We start from the raw sequence: 18681 nt of genomic DNA on the forward strand, positions 1-18681 counted from the left end.
ATCCGGTTTTTGGGATTTTTACGCAAAGCAACAATCTATACGAAAACAGCCTAATCAAAAAAACCAAGCAAACGGATAGCTTGGTTTTTTCGAATCTTTTTAACTAGTAAACTGTTCTTCTTCTGTAGAACCTTTTAAAGCTGTTGTAGATGAATTTCCACCTGTGATAACTTGAGCTACCTCATCAAAGTAACCCGTTCCAACCTCTCTTTGATGACGGGTTGCAGTATACCCGAATTGCTCACTATCAAATTCAGCCTGCTGTAGCTCAGAGTACGCACCCATGCCTCTTTGTTTATATCCTCTCGCTAGTTCAAACATTGAGTAATTCAATGCGTGGAATCCAGCAAGTGTAACAAACTGGAACTTATACCCCATCTTGCCTAGCTCCTGTTGGAACGTTTCAATGGTGTCATCATCTAGCTTCTTTTTCCAGTTAAAAGATGGTGAACAGTTATAAGCTAGCAGTTTACCTGGGAATTCCTTATGAATAGCATCTGCAAATGCCTTTGCTTCGTCAAGGTTCGGTTCAGACGTTTCACACCAGATTAAATCTGCGTAAGGCGCGTAAGCTAAGCCTCTTGCTATCGCCTGGTCTAAACCAGCTTTTGTTCGGTAGAATCCTTCTTCTGTTCTTTCCCCTGTGATAAATGCATGGTCATTTGGATCAATGTCACTTGTAATTAAATCGGCAGCATTAGCATCTGTTCTTGCAATAAGGACTGTAGGGACTCCCATTACATCTGCTGCTAACCGCGCTGAAATTAAGTTCTTCACTGCTGTTTGTGTAGGAAGAAGTACTTTACCACCTAAATGGCCACATTTCTTTTCAGAAGATAGTTGATCTTCGAAGTGTACGCCAGCAGCACCTGCTTCAACCATTGATTTCATCAACTCAAACACATTTAGCTGACCACCAAAACCAGCTTCAGCATCTGCTACGATTGGTGCAAACCAGTCGGTGTTACCGCTTCCCTCTAAGTGTTGAATCTGATCGGCTCTTTGTAACGCCTGATTGATTCTTTTTACAACAGAAGGAACACTATTAGCAGGATATAAGCTTTGGTCTGGGTACATCTGTCCTGAAAGGTTTGCATCTGCTGCTACTTGCCATCCACTTAAGTATATCGCCTTTAAACCTGCTTTTACTTGTTGAACAGCTTGGTTTCCGGTTAATGCTCCGAGAGCATTCACATAATCTTCACTGTGTAATAAATCCCAAAGTTTGGCTGCGCCGCGTCTTGCAAGAGTATGTTCGATGTCAATTGATCCTCTAAGCTTTAATACATCTTCTGCACTGTACGGTCTTGTAATTCCCTTCCAGCGTTGATCCATTTCCCAGCTTTCCTTTAAAACTTGTAATCTTTCATTAGACATGTTGCATTCCCCCTCTAATTTGTTATAACACAGTTAATTATTTCATAAGTTATTATATAACAGAGATTATAAATTTGTAACCCCTTTTTTAGAAAAATTCTCCAAAAAAATTTCTGCGTATTAACTTTAGCTATAGAAATCCTTAATAAATCGTTGATATCATAGGCTTTTCCCCATAAAAAAAGGCTCATCCCGTATGATTGTTGCTTTCGTAAAAATCCCAAAAGCCGGATTTTTACTTACTAGTATAATGTCGACTACTTTTCATCTAGAAAGTTTCTCTTTTCTAACGTTATATACGTCCTATTATCACGTGGAACAAGCTTAACTTCAGATAAACTGGTTTAATAAGCAACAAAGTTATAGAAAAGAGCCTAAAAAAAAGACTTACAAACGTAAGTCTTTAAACAGCCTCTTCAACTAGTTGTTTCTTTTCAAGATCAAGATTGTTAATCTGTGTTATAACACGAAGCTGTGCGGCGTGTATTCTTCTAACAATCGCTAATAGATGATCATTGTAGGCCTTCACTTGTTCTAATGAATCAGTGATTTGATTTTGAATAACCCAATCTGTAATTAATCCATCAAAAAAATAATCGGCAAACTTAGTTAAGTAGGATAATTCAATAGTCTCGGTAAATTCTGGCCCAATATCCTCAAGTTCTTTATGTAGTTTCTTCGCCAAAAACTGTGCATCCTGCATATAGCTTTTCGCATCATCTAAATGATTGTGCTTTAGCGCTGTTGCTAAAATTCCTCCACCAAATATATCAAAAGATCCCCAGCCTTTTGCACTCTCGAGAGAAGCAACTGCATTTTTTAAACATGTTTTAACACTTTCAGCAGCTATTAGTGCTTCTTCTAAATCCTGTTTGTGTAAATGTAAAGAAACAACTTTTTCATCAAGGCTGTCTAATTTTAGTAAGTACGTTGACTGTTTAGCTTTTAATACTCTTTCTTTTTCAAGATGATACTTCTGTAGCTCACGCTCAGTATCCTGAATTCCTGCAAGCATATGTTGTAATGTAAGTATTTCATCTTGAAGAGCTCTCACTTCCGCTTTGGCTTCATCATACTGCAACTTAACAAGTGCTGTCTCTTGTTTTTCCTGAAGAAGTCTCTCTTCCTTCGTACCTAGCATTGTTAAGAAAATGGCATTGATACTTAATCCTTCTAACTTTTCAACGTCCTGGTACTCCATATGTAATACTGCTCTTAAGTTATCTAACTTCATCGTAACTTGTTCAAGTTCTTGGTTTGATGCATCTAACTGTTTTTCCAATTTCCTCTTCATACGAATTTGTTCTTGGGCAATTCTAATCTTTTTATTAAGCTCTGCTACCATTAAAAAATTCCCCCTTTTTCAATCTGACGAGGTTAGGTCGAGAAAAGTTTCACTTTTTATTCTTTTTTTTGTTTTTTACCTATCAAGTTCAACTTTAGCCTAAAAAAAAGACCGCCTAAAAGACGATCTATCTCATTAATGAAGATACTTGTTCCTTTGTAGGCAACGCCGTCATAGCTCCTTTTACAGAAGCAGCAAGGCCACCAGATATACTGGCAAATTTAGCAAACTGAACGAGTTCTGTCATCGATAAGGAATTCAAATCTGTATCTTGCTCACTTAGTTGATAGAGAATAGCCGACACAAATGCATCACCTGCTCCTGTTGTATCAACAGCCTTTACCTTCATTGCCTGTACTCTTTCCGATTCACCCTTATAGTGAATAATACTTCCTTCCTCACCTAAAGTAACGAGTATAAGCGGAATATGATATGATTGCAATTCCAGTAGTCCTTCTGCAATATCTGCTTTATCAGTTAGGAACGTTAATTCTTCTTCCGATATTTTAAGCACATCTGCTTCTTTAAGTAAGGACATGATTTGCTCTTTTGCAGCTTCTGGAGTTTCCCATAGCCCTAAGCGTAAATTAGGATCATAGGATAGCAGTAGTCCTTTTTGTTTCGCAAGACGAACCGCCTCTATAGTAGCTGTTCGTGCCGGTTCTTGGATCATAGAAATTGAACCAATGTGAAGCACATTATGTTGATCAAAGAAATCTGGGGTAATTTCCTCTTTTGAGATAAGCTGATCTGCACTTCGTCGAATATAGAAATCAAAGCTTCTTTCTCCACTTTCTTGATTCGTGACAAATACTAAGCCTGTTTTCGCTTCTTCTGTTTGGTAACATTTTTGGACGTTTACTCCATAGTTATCCAATGTCTGAATTAGAAAATCACCTAGCACATCTTTCCCGACTTTACCGAGAAAACTTGCTTTTCCACCTAGTCTTGCAATACCTACAGCTACGTTGGCTGGAGCTCCGCCAGGGCATTTTTCATAGGTTATATTGGAAGAATCAAGTGGAATAAAATCGATTAATGCTTCTCCGAGACAAATAACACCTTTCAAGGTTCCACCTCTATTTATTAATTTTTCGCTCTTTTCACATACTTCGTTGCTAATTAGTGAAGTTATAGTAAATAACATACCGTTCCGTTCCTTTGCGCTCCAGACACTTCTTCTAATCATATGTCTAGATTCAAAACCTTTTCGAAAAGAGCCTTATTTATTTTTACCCCTAGTGTACACTACAACTTTCTTTTTATCACTTTTTTTCCACTTCTTTTATTTCATAGGTTTCTAAGTAGTGAATTCGTTCTAGCATGGTTGGGTGCGTGTATCTAAAGATCTTCACGAGTAATGGCGGATTAATTTGGCTTAGGTTTGATTTAGATAATTCTTGAAAGGACCCAACCGCTGATAGCTGATCACCTGTTAATTCGATTGCATAGCGGTCAGCTTCAAGCTCATGATGTCGTGAAACAGCATTGCTCACCGGTGTAAATGCAAATGATAAGAGTGATAATAACAAGAAAAACAAAGGGATCGTGGCTATATCAGAAGCGTGGTTTATCCCCATTCGATGTCCCCATCTTAACACAATCATGTTCATGATACGATAAATTAGGTACAAGCCAGCTAGAGAAACGGCTAAATAGCTAATGATTCCTAAGAAGACGTGTTTTTTCACATAATGTCCCATCTCATGAGCCATGATGAAAAGCACTTCTGGGTCATCTAGCTTATTCAGAGTCGTATCCCATAGGACAATTCTTGAGTGATCACCTATACCATTCACATATGCATTCATGGCATTGGTCTTTTCAGACATATTCACTTCAAACACATGTTGAGCTGGAATTCCCGCTTCATCTGCAAGCGTAAGTATTTTTTCTTCGAGTTCTTTATCTTTTAAAGGATAAAAATCATTATAAAGAGGATCAATATAGACTGGCTGAATAAACGTTAGAAACAAAGTAAATGGAACGGAAAGAAACCAAGCATAAAGCCACCAGCGCTTTTCGCTTTTCCGCATTAAGCTGTATAAAACAACAACGATAATAGCTGTTAGTAAAAAGTTAATCCAAAAATCGAGCATAAAATCTTTCATCCACCCTTGAAAAGGTTGGACACTGATACCATATTGTTTTGAGAGATTGTAACCATATAGTTTAAACGGAAAAGATAAAACAGTCGTAAACAGGGTCATCCAAAATAAATAAATTGTAACTTGTAACCCTCTTGTTCTCACTGTCAGTTGAGACCAATCTTGAATCTTTGCTGATAGTCCAATGCCTAATAAAATAAATAATAATAACCATTCATATGGTGTGGAAAGAAAATATAATATGTTTCTAACCTTTGAGAAGTCTTCACTTAGTAATAGTTGTTGATTATTCATAAAAGTTTGTGGGTCTGCTGCCGTTCCCTGGTATGCTTCTGGAATAGAAGTATCTGCCCATTGATAAATATATAGACAGATTACAATGCTAAACAGAATATACGAAATAATAGAACCCCATACAGCTTTCTTCATTTTCTGTCCCTCCTAACTAGTCCTCTTTTTATTTTTAGTCCAGATTGGAAGAAATAGAACTGTTTGTCTGATTATGCCATGTTACATTTTTAATTAGAAAAACTCAATATCCTTAAACATACAAGAAGGGAACTCCTATTCAAAGAAGTTCCCTCTCGACTAAACCATAATAATTATGATGCAACCTTTTGACCAACTGATATGCTATGATCGCTTTTCACTGCTGCGTTAGCATGTTGATAGGCACAGTACACTAAAAAGATTGCTACTAGTAAATATGCCAGTGAATATTGTGGAGCTGCATTAAGCGCAAGCTTTGGTGCATGCATGAAACCAACAAATGAAAGGAATGCACCTACCAATGAAAAGATACTTGCTTTTACATATTGTTTATCAATAATAAAGACCGTTATGGAACCAAGGACAATTGCTGTAAACATTGCTCCTTGACCGAGTGGCACGATACCTTCAGAGATCTTGGATACCACTTCACCAGCCGCATTATTAAAACGTGTCATTACATAGTTAGCTAAGTACGGAAGCATCGCTAGAGCTACGGCAGGGTAATACTTGTTTTCATTAGATTGAAAAGCTGTAGATACCATAGAAATACCCACGAATACTAAAATTGGAGCGACTGCTGCAATAGGAATTACCGCTGCAAGGACCGCAATCATACCTGTCATCGCTGCTAGTCCGAAAACGATCGCATTTAGAATACTGTAACCACGTCCAGCTCCCATCATTTTAGATCCAACCGTAGCAATATATACTGTTGTCGGGAATAAACCACCAAACACAGCCCCGAGCATCGTCCCCACTCCGTCTACTGCTTGACATTCGCGGACATCATAGGAGTCACCTGCTGCAGCCATAGCCTCTACGTTATTCATCGTTTCAATTGCATTATATAGCGTGATAGGTAAGACCACTGCTAGTAATCCAATTAAAGCTCCAAATAAATAAGTCATTCCTTCTAATCCAGCGAGAGTAGGTAAGAGTGGATAAAATCCAACATTATTTAATCCTTCCACTAGTTTATCAGTTGATTGGTGACCAAGGCTAAAAGCTAAAATAGTACCCATTAAAATAGCAAACAAAGCAGTTGGGATTTTAAACGGCATGGTCAATTTACCAACAATACCAACAATAATAATTACAAGCGTAACTAACCCAACAACTGGAATTGAAAACGTATTAAATAACATTTCACCAGCAATGAATGTTAATGCCACACCAGCCAGTGCTCCTAGCATAGCTGCTCTTGGAATATGGTTGCGGACCCAATTCCCAGTGATACTTACTATTGCCTCAATCAGACCACTTAGAAATGCGGCCGCTACAGCAATTTTCCAAGCTAGCTCTGGATCATTAGTAAGTGCTTTGGCAGGTGCAAGAACACCAAATAAGAATACGAACATAACAGGCGTACTTATACCGTATGAAAGAGCGGTAACATCAACCCTACCTTCTTTCTTGGCCAGACGTTTTGCCATATGAGCATAATACAAGTTTCCAACCATCACTGCTACTGCTGCACCAGGAATTACTTTTCCAAAAACAATACTTGTTGGAAAGCCCATACCAAGCATAGTAACAGCTATAATAACAAAATTTGCTAAGTTATTTTGAAAGAGTGCAAAGAATGCGTCAGTGTCCTCTTTTTTGTACAAAGGATAGTGTACGGCTTTATTCATGTTGGTTAACCCCTATCAATTATGTATTTTGTAGCACAGGTTCTGGTAAAAATGTAACTTTTCCGTTTTGTAGTGACTGAATACGGGCTAATGACTCAACACGAAATCCTGCCTCTTCTAGTTTTGCTCTACCATCTTGAAACGATTTTTCAATAACAATTCCAATTCCTGCAATGCTTGCTCCAGCCTGCTCGACAAGGTCAATTAAACCAAGGGCAGCCTGTCCATTTGCAAGGAAATCATCAATAATTAACACGTGATCATTAGATGTAAGAAAATTCTTTGAAACCGTAATATCATTTGATTCTTGCTTAGTGAATGAATAAACGCTACTTGTGTACACATCGTTATTCATCGTAAGAGATTTCTTCTTTCTTGCAAACACGAGTGGAACTTCTAATTCATGTGCAGCAATAAGGCTAGGAGCAATGCCAGAAGATTCAATCGTTAACACTCTAGTAATGTTACCGTCACGAAATCTAGTAGCAAACTCTTTACCAATGTTTATCATTAGATCCGTGTCCAATTGATGATTCAAGAAAGAATCAACCTTGAGTACACCGTCTGATAGAACTGTACCTCTTTCTTGTATGGCCGTTATTAACTGTTCCAATATAAAGTCCTCCTTCAAAAGCAAAAAGCCGAATGACAGAAATCACTAAGACTAAAAAAGTGATTGCTTACCATTCGGCTTTTCATGGTTCATTTATGACTAACTAGAAAAATAGATAAGTATAGTCTGAATGAATAGATAACTATTGTAAGATATCACTTGTAGTCAAGTCATTTACGGTAACCAGGTAGAAACTTGTGGGCCATATCCCCACGATTATACAAGTGTTTTTATTAAATTGTTCGTGTATGAATGTGATTATATATGATATTAAATAAAAAAGGAACCCTAAAACTGTTTTTTCCGAATAAAAATTTCTTGAATATACTATAAGTTCGTTTTTAGCGTTATACAAATACCGAGTAACAAGTTAGTACGGCGATGGTCCCTAGGACAACGACAATAACATTTGCTCCAAAATAGGCAATGCCAAAAGCAATGACCGCACCAATAATCCCAAACCATGGATCCTCACTTATTAGAAAGATACCTGGAACAATGAGGGCACCTAATGTCGCAAACGGAACATTTTTTAGGACCCCTTGTAAAAATGGATGGAGTTCCTTTCCTCCTAAAGATACGAGTGGAATCATTCTAGGAATATATGTGACGATTGCCATTCCAATAATCATAAGGATAATACTATGATCCATGCTGTTTCACCTTTCTTCCGACAACTACTTCTACTAACACTGATGATAGTAATGTTGAACTTACAATGGCCCACCCAGGTGCCATGAAGAGATAAAAGATACTATTAAGAACCGCTGCAGCTCCTGCTAAGTACACAACTTTACGTTGCTTTTTTAGAGAAGGAACGAGTAAAGCTACGAACATCGCATAAAGAGCAATTCCCATACTTTCCTGTAACCTGCTAGGCAAACTTGATCCAATTAGATAGCCTATGACAGAGTTAATAACCCAGCTTCCATAAGAAACGGAGATGACCCCAAACATAAAGCCTGTTGATATTTTTCCTTCTCTTGTTGCCACAACCGAAAACGTCTCATCCGTAATCCCAAAAGAATATATAGCCTTTATCGGTTTAGGGGCATCTTCTAGTTTTTCATACAAAGAGGCACTCATGAGAAAGTGTCTAATATTGACGATAAAAGTAGTTAGTATTATCTCAAAGGCCCCTGTCCCTAATGAGATTAGGCTCAGTGCAATATATTGTGAAGCACCGGCAAACACGAGCAAGCTCATTAAAAAAGTCTCTGTCACGGTGATACCAGTTGCCTTCGCTAAAAGTCCAAATGTTAACGCGATTGGCATATACCCTATACCAATACTGATTCCTGCTTGTAAGCCATATGTAAACGGTGATGGCTTTTTCTCAATTGCTGTCGCTCCCAACATTTTTACCCCTTTCACTTATCCTCTTAAAATGTATTCTTATTTTCTATTATCCTATTCCTTTTTGCAATGAAAAAATCTGTTAGGGGAGATGGGGGTTGTTGTGGGTATTCAAAAAAAAATACCTCAATCCATTAGATTAAGGTATTCTTCTCCACGATTTTAACAAGTGCAGGCCATTTGTACATTTCCATCTGGATCTTTAAAATTAAACCAGGCAAAGTGTTCACCAATTCTTTCGATCTCTCTAACTATCTCGATATTTTGGCTTCTTATAAATTGGTAAGCCTCATCGATATGATCCACTTTAAAGTTTGCGATTGGATTCGGACTTGGTTGATGTATGTATCCTGGGTCAAATGTATGATCATCTAAGGTTAAACCCGTTGAACTAGTAACTGGGATATTGTACACAGGGGACTCGACCTTTGTAAGGTCATAAGGCAATCCTAAAACAGTACTGTACCATTCTACTGCTCTTTTTAAATCTGTAACATGGATAAACACAGCACTTAATTCATTTTTAATCGGTGACACATTTGAAGAAATGGTCATTTGTACGATCCTCCATTTTATTAAATAAGGCTCTGTAAACCTTATTGTTGCTTTTCGTTCCAGAACACTCGCTTTCCGTGGGCAGTAAATGAAGGATATTTTCTCTATCGTGAAAAATCCCACTCCTCGGCAAAAACCGTGCCTGCGGGGTCTATAAGGACAAAGTGAACTTCCTTTGTCCGCGACCCGCTCTCCCACAGGAGTCTCGCGTCCTTCCACTTCAATCAACTCTGCTAAAAAATCAACACTGTACTTTAACACAGCCATTAAATAAGCTAGCCAAGCCTTTACGAATCTCCTACTTCCCTCTGAAAACAGGCTTTCTTTTTTCACTAAATGCCTCGAGTGCTTCGATCCGATCTTCAGTAGGAATGGTTACTTCGTACGCTTTTCGTTCGAGTTGAAGTCCTGTTTGAAGGTCTACATTCATCCCTTGCTTGATTGCGAATTTTGCTTGTTGAAGTGCAATAGGTCCATTTTTCGTCATCTCACCAGCAAAGGATATGGCTTCATCTAGTAGCTGCTCAGGCTCTACCACCTTTAATAACAATCCGTATTGAAAGGCCAGCTCTGCATCCATTCTTTTTGCAGTTAAGATTAACTCTAATGCTCTAGATTCCCCAATGATTCTAGGTAATCTCTGTGTTCCACCTGCTCCTGGAATAATCGCGAGACTTGTTTCTGTTAGTCCCATAAGTGCACTCCTGGATGCTATTCGAAAATCACAAGACAAGGCTAATTCCATCCCCCCACCAAAAGCAAATCCATTCATCGCTGCAATCGTAGGTTGTGGTAATTGATCAATGGCGGTAAAAACCTGATTAATTTTATTTAGATTTCGTTTGACCTGCTGAGTCGTTAATGTTTTTCTTTCCTTTAAATCAGCTCCAACACTAAATGATTGATCTCCTGCTCCTGTAAAAATGACGACTCGCACTTCTGGGTTTAATCTAATTTCTTCAACGACAGCCTCTAACTCACATAGGGTATCATAGTTAAAGCTGTTTAGACTTTCAGGACGATTAAGAGTGACAAATGCCACGTTATTTTCAATTTTAGCAAGTACAAGCTCCATGATTGGGCTCCTTTCAATTTGGCATAAATACTAATTGATTAAGACTTAGTAATTTGTTTCACTCGTTACGCTCTAGTTAGAGTGTAAAAACGCTTTCATTTCACTTTAAGAGTGTTTTCATATAGATTGTTGCTTTCGTAAAAATCCCAAAAGCCGTATTTTTACTAGGTAGTACAAAGTCTTTGCTTTAGATTTAGAGAGTTGCTCTTTTCTAATCTTTTAAAAATCAGTTTAATCGTATTAAGTATGAAGAAATTGCTGAAATATAAGATTGAAAATCAACAAAGTTTTAGAAAAGAGCCTATTTAATAAATACTTCGCTAAAATTTATTTGATTCCTCCCAGTTACATACAAATAAAAAATCGGCCTAAAGTAGCCGATTTTTGTAATTATTATGCATGTAACACTTTATCTTTAAGAGATCTTCTTAAAATTTTTCCAGTTGTATTCTTAGGTAATTCTTCTAAAAACTCTATTGAACTAGGAATCTTGTATTTTGCAAGATGGTCTTTACAGTAGTCTAGAAGATTTTCTACCGTTACTGGCTCTTTTGTTACAACAAAGGCTTTAACTGCTTCTCCGAAATTCTCGTCTGGCAATCCGATAACAGCAACCTCCAAAACAGAAGGATGAGCATAAAGAACTTCTTCTACTTCACGTGGATACACATTGTAACCACCAACAATAATCATATCCTTTTTTCGATCCACAATGTAGAAGTATTCTTCATCATCCATTTTAGCCAGGTCTCCGGTATATAACCAGCCATCACGGATCGTGTGGGCTGTATCTTCTGGAAGCTTATAGTACCCTTTCATCACATTTGGTCCACGAACAATGAGCTCGCCAACCTCACCGACTGGTACTTCATCTCCTAGTTCATTTACTACTTTATTTTCAACATTTACAATACTTTGACCGATGGAACCTGGTTTTCTTGGTCGATCTAATGGATTAAAGCAGGTAACAGGTGCCGCTTCAGAAAGACCATAGCCTTCAGAAACAACCACTTGAAACTTATTTTCAAATGATTTCAAAAGAGCTACTGGCATAGAAGCACCACCAGAGATGCATAATCTTAGAGATTTAAGATCCTCAGCATTTCCTTCTGGGTACTGTACAAGAAAATTATACATCGTTGGTACACCTGCAAAGACGGTTGCTTCCAACTGTTTGGTAATGGTAAATATATCTCCAGGACTAAATCTAGGTACAATAATTACGGTTGAACCATTAAGTAATGGAGCATTTAAAGCTACTGTTAAACAGAAAACATGAAACATAGGTAGGGTTGCAATGACACGATCGGTATCATTAATCTTTAAATAGTCTGCGGTGTCTTTCGCGTTGCTGTAGATATTTTTGTGGGTAAGCATAGCACCTTTAGGCTTTCCAGTTGTACCTGATGTATAAAGTATAACAGCAACATCTTCATCATCAAGCTCTGGTCCTTGATAAGAGTGACTACCTGTAGATACAAAATTAGTAAATGATTGTAATTTTGAATAAACGGATAATTGAGTAAGATCTTGTACTTCTTGTCCCTCTTCTTTTGGAGTGTCAACGTAAATGACTTGCTCTACCTTTGGAAGGAAAGCATTCATCTTTTCAAATAGAGGGATTAACAAATCTAATCCTACGACAACTTTTACATCTCCATTGTTTAAGATATAGCCAATCTCTTCTGGTGTGTAAATTGGATTAATCGGAATGACAGTGGCGCCGGCTCGTAAAGCTCCATATAAAGCAATGACAAAATGCGGGCTGTTTCCTAATAATAGGCCTACATGGTCTCCTTTTTTAATTCCCATGTTCGTTAAGGCATCCGCAAACTTTGAAACGGTCGCATCAAGCTCTACATATGAACTTTGAGTATTCAGAAAATAATAAGCAGGTTTTTCCCCAAATTTGTTAGCATTTTCTCGTAACTTACTACTTATATTCATATAGTTCCCCCTTCGTGTATATGAATGAATGGTCACTCATTTTACCATCATCATAATTATATTGCATGAAAACGTTTACTTCAAGGAGGATTTTATAGAATTAAGGGAATTTTTCCAAAATAAAGTAAAAAAGATTATTGTGCAATACTTATTTAGTCCATATATATCCCGATTTAGCTAATTGAGTGGTTCCGGTATACGTTTCATTTGCCTGATGTATTAAGTCTTGATGGTTCCCAAAGTGAGGAAGATGTGTTAATAACAGCTCGCCCACGTCTGCTTTCGTAGCTAACATACCTGCCTCTGTACTAGTCATATGACCGGCACTACGCCCATCCATCCCTTTATATAAGTTACATTCACAAATTAACAAGTCTGCCTTCATTGAAAAATGAACCATCTCATCAAAATAGGAAGTATCTGCAGTATATACAACACTGGCTTTCTCTGTTTCTATTCTCATGGCATAGCAAGGAGCTGGATGTTGAGTTTTCAAGAACGTGATCGTAAAAGGTCCAACAGTTAAAGACGCATTTGGGTTATATTCAATACCCTTCATTACACCTTTATAAGTTAACGAGCTAAAACCATTTTTGTCTTCAGCGTGACCGTAGACTGGTAGAGCTGGAAGTTCCATTCCCAAGTACCCTTTTATTAACCTTGCATATTGAAGAGTTCCAATATCGCACACATGATCGTGATGGTAATGTGAGAGGATAACGGCATTAATAGCTTCTGGATTTATATAATTTTGTAGCTGTGATACAACACTGCTACCACAGTCAACAAGAAGCCTAAATCCATCCTCTTCAATCAAATACCCAGAAGTTGCTTCGTTCCTAGCTGGATAGCCACCCCAAAACCCGATAACAGTAACTTTCATTGTAAAAACCTCCTATTTATTAGTCATCACATATAGCTTTACTATTTACTCTTTCTCCTAACCATACTATAAGGCTTTTACAGTATAAAAGAGAGCTTAGCTTAAGATAAATTAATGAATAGTATCAATATCTTATAAGAAAGCGTCGATCCATAGGCATTCGCACAAATTTAAAACTGTTACAAAACAGATATTGACTTAACACCCGTTGTTATAATACAATAAGTATAACAAAACCGAGGGGGTATGCGACATGTTAATCAAAAGTACAGAATTTTTTAAAAACCTTCCACCTAAACAGTGTATGGAATGTGGTAAGGAAATTAATGAGCAGCATGAGTGTTATATGAATCATTGTGAAAACTGTATAAAAATTGGTGATTAATTGTCCTACTCTTATTTAAAACCAAACCTTCTCCCCTTAGAGCTTGTCTAAGGGGTTTTTTGTTTGGCTCTGTTTAATCTTGTTGTTGATTTTCGTTCCAGAACACTCGCTTTCCGTGGGCAGTAAATGAAGGATATTTTCTCTATCGTGAAAAATCCCACTCCTCGGCAAAAAACGTGCCTGCGGGGTCTACAAGGACAAAGTGAACTTCCTTTGTCCGCAATCCGCTCTCCCACAGGAGTCTCGCGTCCTTCCACTTCAATCAACTCTGCTAAAATCAACACTGTACTTTAACATAGCCTTTTGTTTAAAAAGACCATAAAAAAGATCTGCATCCATTGATACAGATCTCAATTGTAAAATAAACTTTTGACTGATTCACCTAGGGTTCACGGTTAGTGTTTGCAGGCTAAGTGAAAATAAACAGTATCTCGAAAGATTTCTAGTGACGTAAAAAACCTCCCGCTAATAGGAGGTTTTCATCTGTATTTACTTAACTTTACTAGAAAGTGTTTCTAATACAACTGTTGCCATTGCGTCGATAAACTCCGGCTTAGCATTTGGCATCTCTGGACGATAGTAACTTACACCAAGCTCATCTGTCACTACTTTACATTCAATATCATTATCAAACAATACTTCTAAGTGATCTGCCACAAATCCAACAGGAATATAAACAAAAGCTTTATATTGCTTTGCTTCATATAAATCACGTGTTAAGTCTTGAACATCTGGTCCGATCCATGGTTCTGGAGTATTACCAGCACTTTGCCAACCCACTTCATAACTAGAGATGCCTGCTTGCTTCGCAATTAAATCTGCCGTTTCTTGTAATTGGTTTGGATATGGATCTCCAGCAGCAATAATCTTCTCTGGAAGACTGTGTGCAGACACAATTAATACCGCATGATTACGTTCTTCTTCCGTCATGCTTGCATATGTCTCTTTTAATTGATCAACCCAGTACTGAATGAATTTCGGCTCATCATACCAGCTTTCCACACTATAGATCGTAGGCCCACCAATTTTCTCGGATTCTTCTTTAGCTCGACCATTGTATGACTTAATACTAAAAGTTGAATAGTGTGGAGCGAGTACAATACTCACAGCCTCTTCAATTCCATCGTCCTTCATTTGTTGGACAGCATCCTCTACAAATGGTTCAATATGCTTTAGCCCTAAATACATTTTGAATTCAATATCATCTTGGATATTATTTAAATGCTTCTCTAAAGCCTCTGCTTGCTCAAGTGTGATTTTAGCTAAAGGTGAAATTCCACCAATCGCTTCATAACGTCCTTTTAAATCCTCTAAACTCTCAGGTGATGGCTTTCTTCCATGACGAATATGTGTATAATAACGCTCTATGTCTTCTTCTTTATAAGGAGTTCCATAGGCCATCACTAATAAACCCATTTTTTTCTTCATGTTAAATGTCCCTCTTCCCTATTACTTTTTTGATAAGCTATACTCATGTACAAATGCAGTAAGCTTCTTTAATGTTTCTACATTTACTTCAGGAAAAACGCCATGTCCTAAATTAAAAATATAACCAGGCTGACTCATTCCTTGATCTAAAATATTTTTCACACGGTCTTCTATAACATCCCATGGTGCAAGTAATACAGAAGGATCTAAGTTCCCCATGACAGGTTTTGTGATTCCCTTTGCACGAGCCTCATTAATTTGAATACGCCAATCTAATCCCACTACATCTAAAGGTAGATCATGCCATTCATTCACTAAGTGGCTTGCTCCCACTCCAAACATAATTAATGGCACATTTTCTTCTCTAAGAGCACTAAAGATTTTTTCCATCGTTGGTTTAATAAATGTACGATAATCTTCAACATTCAATTGCCCAACCCATGAATCAAAAATTTGGAATGCCTTTGCTCCAGCTCGAATTTGAGATTTAGCATATGTAATCGTCATATCTGCTAATTTATCCATCATTAAGAACCAAGCTTTACTTTCAGCATACATAAACGCCTTTGTCTTATGGTACCCTTTTGAAGGACCACCTTCAATCATATAGCTAGCAAGCGTAAAAGGTGCACCTGCAAAGCCAATTAACGGAACAGAAAGCTGCTCTTGCGTTAATAATTTAATGGTGTCTAATACATAAGGAACATCTTGCTCTGGGTGAATTTCACCTAGCTTCTCAACATCAGCTAATGATCGAATGGGGTTAGCTATAACTGGTCCAATTCCTGCTTTAATATCAACATCCACCCCGATTGCAGGTAATGGAGACATAATATCTTTGTAAAGAATTGCCGCATCAACATTATATTGCTCTACTGGTAGCCTTGTAACATAAGCACAAAGCTCTGGTTGATGTGTAATTTCAAAAAGAGAATACTTCTCCTTAATTTTTCTATATTCAGGCTGAGATCTCCCTGCTTGTCTCATATACCACACTGGTACATGATCTGTTTGTTCCCCTCTACAGGCTTTTAAGTATGTATCATTGAATGTTGTAATTGCCATCTTTCCACACCTTCCACATCTGACTAATCTATCCGTTATTTTTCTATTAACCCACTTTACTATACAACATTTATTAAATTTGTGTAGTCATTGAATGGACTTTTCATAAAAAAGTCAAGATTTTCTTGAACTTTTTATTTCATAAAGCTTAATTGTTGATATTTTAAAAGGTTTTCCCTTTGCTTTTGGGAAGTAAACACTAAAAAATAGAGCCTCTTACTATCTAAGAGGCTATGATCCAAATCTTGTGGTAACGACATTTGATGGGGTTCCAGTCTCTTCTGTTTGTGGATTATAAGGGACGACGAATAATTCAGGGAGATTAAATATATTCACGTTTTCCACATCAAAATTACCTTCCCCTGTCACTTCACCAATTTTGTTCCACTCTTCATCTTTCTTTTCATAGATCTGATAAACTACTCTTTGATCTTCTGCATGATTCCATTCAAGCTGAACGGTAAATAAACCAAAAGCCTTAAAGGTTAGATGAGCAGAGAGATTCGTCTCCTTTGGCATTACAATCGGCTTTTCTAGTTCAGAAACACCAGTGGGAGCAATAAAACTTGCAGTTTGATCTAGCTCTGAAGATGCAAGAATCTTTTTAAAAAGCTTCGTTGGGTAAGAACTACCTTTTGTTAAATAATGCTCGTCATTGGTTGTATCGTATCCCATCCACAATGCTCCCACCACATCAGGAGTATAACCTACAAACCAAGCATCACGTGAGGCACCAGATACATTTGTATAAGAAGTAGTACCTGTTTTCCCCGCTAGACTGCCTCCATACTGTCCCGCTTGAGCCGTTCCTTCTTCTACTACCGCTTCTAACATTCTCGTTACATACCATGCAGTTTGAGGAGAGAAGACCTCTTGTTCAACAATTTCTGTTGAGACAATGACTTCACCACTTTGGTTGACCATCTTTTGAATAAAGAAAGGATCAACTACTTTTCCTTCCTTTGCAAAAGCACGGTAGGCTTTTGTCATTTCTAGTGGAGATATGCCTTTTTCTAATCCTCCTAATGCAATGGCTAACCCATTGTCGGTGAGAGATATACCAACCTTATCAACGTATTTCTTCCCTACTTCAATACCAATATTATCCAACAACCATACTGCTGGAGCATTAGCTGAGCTAGTTAACGCTTCGTACATAGAAATCTTTCCTTTATAAACACCACTATAATTCTCAGGAGAATAATCACCATAGCTTAACTTTTGATCGACAAGCATCGAATACGGATGATAGTCCGTTTCTTCTAGAGCAGGTCCATACACAGCTAATGGCTTTAAAGTAGAACCAGGCTGACGCTTTACTACAGCTCGATTAATTCCTTTATGAACATAATTCCTTCCACCAATTACAGCAAGTACCCCACCGTCTTTTGCATCCATTAATATAAAGGAACCCTCAACGGTATCATCGGTACCCGGAAAATATTCTTCCTTCTTAAATAATTCATAAGCAACCTGTTGAATTTGTAAATTAATAGGAACTGTAATGGTGTAACCACCTGTCATGAGTTCTTCATTTGAAAGGTTAAATCGTACTTTCGCTTCATCCATTACCATATCAATGTAAGTGGAAAAAGCAGGGTTCTTCGCATATTCATTTACCTGCAATGAAATAACCTTTCCTTTTGCACGTACCGCTTCTTCTGCGCTAATATACCCTTTTTTATCCATCATATTAATCACTAAGTTCCGGCGTTTTGTACTATTTTCTAGGTTATTTATAGGAGAATAATTAGTTGGGCTTTTCGGAATACCTGCTAATAACGCTCCTTCTTCGAGTGTTAACTCAGAAACTGATTTATTAAAATATAATTTCGCAGCCGTTTCAATTCCGTATGCACCATGTCCAAAATATATTTGATTTAAATACATCTCTAAAAGTTTCTTTTTACTATACTTTCTCTCTAAATTAATTGATATTATTGCTTCTTTCGTTTTTCTCAGCCATGTTTTCTCATTAGACAAAAAAACATTCTTCGCTAACTGCTGAGTGATGGTGCTTCCACCCTCCACTTTACTTCCCGCAATTAAGTCTTTATATAGGGCTCTGAAGATAGCTTTAAGATCAATACCATGGTGTTCATAAAATCTCGCATCTTCAATAGAGATAAAGGCTTCTTGTACATGTGTAGGAATTTCATCAATGGTTACTAAATCTCGATCTTCAATATATAACTTTGAAATAACACTCCCATTTTTATCTATTAATGTTGTAGTGGAGTCCATTACTAATTTTTGCTCATCAATGACTTTATTACCAGCAAGTAATATGAAAAAATAGCCTGTAACACCGACTATTATGGTTGAAACGAGCGCAATCGCTCCAATCAGCAGCTTACGTTTCATGGTATGTCACCTCATTTGTCTCATGCTTACTTCTCCATCATACACTAAATTCGA

The 18681-nt window shown here is 37.4% G+C and carries 16 protein-coding genes and 1 riboswitch; of the genes, 1 reads left to right on the top strand and 15 read right to left on the bottom strand.

All coding sequences use genetic code 11. The features are described from left to right. Positions 1 to 99: 99 nt before the first annotated feature. The 12 genes from aceA to LT143_RS01145 all read right to left on the bottom strand — a co-directional run bounded on the left by aceA (position 100) and on the right by LT143_RS01145 (position 13385). Positions 100 to 1377 carry an isocitrate lyase gene (gene aceA / locus LT143_RS01090; protein WP_246938696.1) on the bottom strand — a complete coding sequence of 426 codons (1278 nt, stop codon included), beginning with the start codon at positions 1375 to 1377 and terminating at the stop codon, positions 100 to 102. Positions 1378 to 1780: 403 nt separating this feature from the next. Then, entirely contained in the window at positions 1781 to 2722 is a 942-nt protein-coding gene (locus LT143_RS01095; protein WP_246938697.1) for a hypothetical protein, read from the bottom strand. A 127-nt stretch (positions 2723 to 2849) separates the two neighbouring features. Continuing rightward, positions 2850 to 3911 (bottom strand): aminoimidazole riboside kinase, encoded by a 1062-nt coding sequence (locus tag LT143_RS01100; RefSeq protein ID WP_246938698.1) that lies wholly within the window; start codon positions 3909 to 3911, stop codon positions 2850 to 2852. 76 nt (positions 3912 to 3987) lie between these two features. Continuing rightward, positions 3988 to 5259: a M48 family metallopeptidase gene (locus LT143_RS01105; protein ID WP_246938699.1), complete on the bottom strand. Its 1272-nt coding sequence runs from the start codon at positions 5257 to 5259 to the stop codon at positions 3988 to 3990. A gap of 173 nt (positions 5260 to 5432) precedes the next feature. Further along, complete coding sequence (locus LT143_RS01110) at positions 5433 to 6956, bottom strand: NCS2 family permease (RefSeq protein WP_246938700.1); 1524 nt, start codon at positions 6954 to 6956, stop codon at positions 5433 to 5435. 19 nt (positions 6957 to 6975) lie between these two features. Next, positions 6976 to 7569 (bottom strand): xanthine phosphoribosyltransferase, encoded by a 594-nt coding sequence (locus LT143_RS01115; protein ID WP_246938701.1) that lies wholly within the window; start codon positions 7567 to 7569, stop codon positions 6976 to 6978. A 142-nt stretch (positions 7570 to 7711) separates the two neighbouring features. After that, a riboswitch (purine riboswitch) is annotated at positions 7712 to 7813 on the bottom strand. A 103-nt stretch (positions 7814 to 7916) separates the two neighbouring features. Beyond that, a complete protein-coding gene (locus tag LT143_RS01120; RefSeq protein WP_246938702.1) occupies positions 7917 to 8222 on the bottom strand; it encodes an AzlD domain-containing protein in 306 nt (101 codons plus the stop codon). Continuing rightward, entirely contained in the window at positions 8212 to 8925 is a 714-nt protein-coding gene (locus LT143_RS01125) for an AzlC family ABC transporter permease (protein WP_246938703.1), read from the bottom strand. The genes LT143_RS01120 and LT143_RS01125 overlap by 11 nt, the downstream gene beginning before the upstream one ends. Before the next feature lie 162 nt (positions 8926 to 9087). Continuing rightward, positions 9088 to 9747: a VOC family protein gene (locus tag LT143_RS01130; RefSeq protein ID WP_246938704.1), complete on the bottom strand. Its 660-nt coding sequence runs from the start codon at positions 9745 to 9747 to the stop codon at positions 9088 to 9090. A gap of 31 nt (positions 9748 to 9778) precedes the next feature. Next, positions 9779 to 10555: an enoyl-CoA hydratase-related protein gene (locus LT143_RS01135; protein ID WP_246938705.1), complete on the bottom strand. Its 777-nt coding sequence runs from the start codon at positions 10553 to 10555 to the stop codon at positions 9779 to 9781. Positions 10556 to 10948: 393 nt separating this feature from the next. Further along, entirely contained in the window at positions 10949 to 12502 is a 1554-nt protein-coding gene (locus tag LT143_RS01140) for a fatty acid--CoA ligase family protein (protein WP_246938706.1), read from the bottom strand. Between the two features lie 148 nt (positions 12503 to 12650). Further along, complete coding sequence (locus tag LT143_RS01145; protein WP_246938707.1) at positions 12651 to 13385, bottom strand: MBL fold metallo-hydrolase; 735 nt, start codon at positions 13383 to 13385, stop codon at positions 12651 to 12653. A 253-nt stretch (positions 13386 to 13638) separates the two neighbouring features. On the opposite strand from LT143_RS01145, the gene yhfH reads away from it, so the two are divergent. After that, the gene (yhfH, locus tag LT143_RS01150; RefSeq protein WP_246938708.1) at positions 13639 to 13770 is read left to right on the top strand and encodes a protein YhfH; all 132 of its coding nucleotides are present in this window, start codon (positions 13639 to 13641) and stop codon (positions 13768 to 13770) included. 489 nt (positions 13771 to 14259) lie between these two features. Here yhfH and hemH read toward each other — a convergent pair whose 3' ends face one another. From hemH to LT143_RS01165, 3 genes are all read right to left on the bottom strand, one after another. Further along, positions 14260 to 15198 (bottom strand): ferrochelatase, encoded by a 939-nt coding sequence (gene hemH, locus LT143_RS01155; protein WP_246938709.1) that lies wholly within the window; start codon positions 15196 to 15198, stop codon positions 14260 to 14262. 21 nt (positions 15199 to 15219) lie between these two features. Continuing rightward, entirely contained in the window at positions 15220 to 16263 is a 1044-nt protein-coding gene (gene hemE, locus LT143_RS01160; RefSeq protein WP_246938710.1) for a uroporphyrinogen decarboxylase, read from the bottom strand. Between the two features lie 231 nt (positions 16264 to 16494). Further along, complete coding sequence (locus tag LT143_RS01165) at positions 16495 to 18627, bottom strand: transglycosylase domain-containing protein (RefSeq protein WP_246938711.1); 2133 nt, start codon at positions 18625 to 18627, stop codon at positions 16495 to 16497. Between the last annotated feature and the right edge of the window lie 54 nt (positions 18628 to 18681).

It is taken from the genome of Bacillus pinisoli (genome assembly GCF_023036475.1).
In the GTDB taxonomy this organism is placed as follows: Bacteria; Bacillota; Bacilli; order Bacillales; family SA4; genus Bacillus_BS; species Bacillus_BS pinisoli.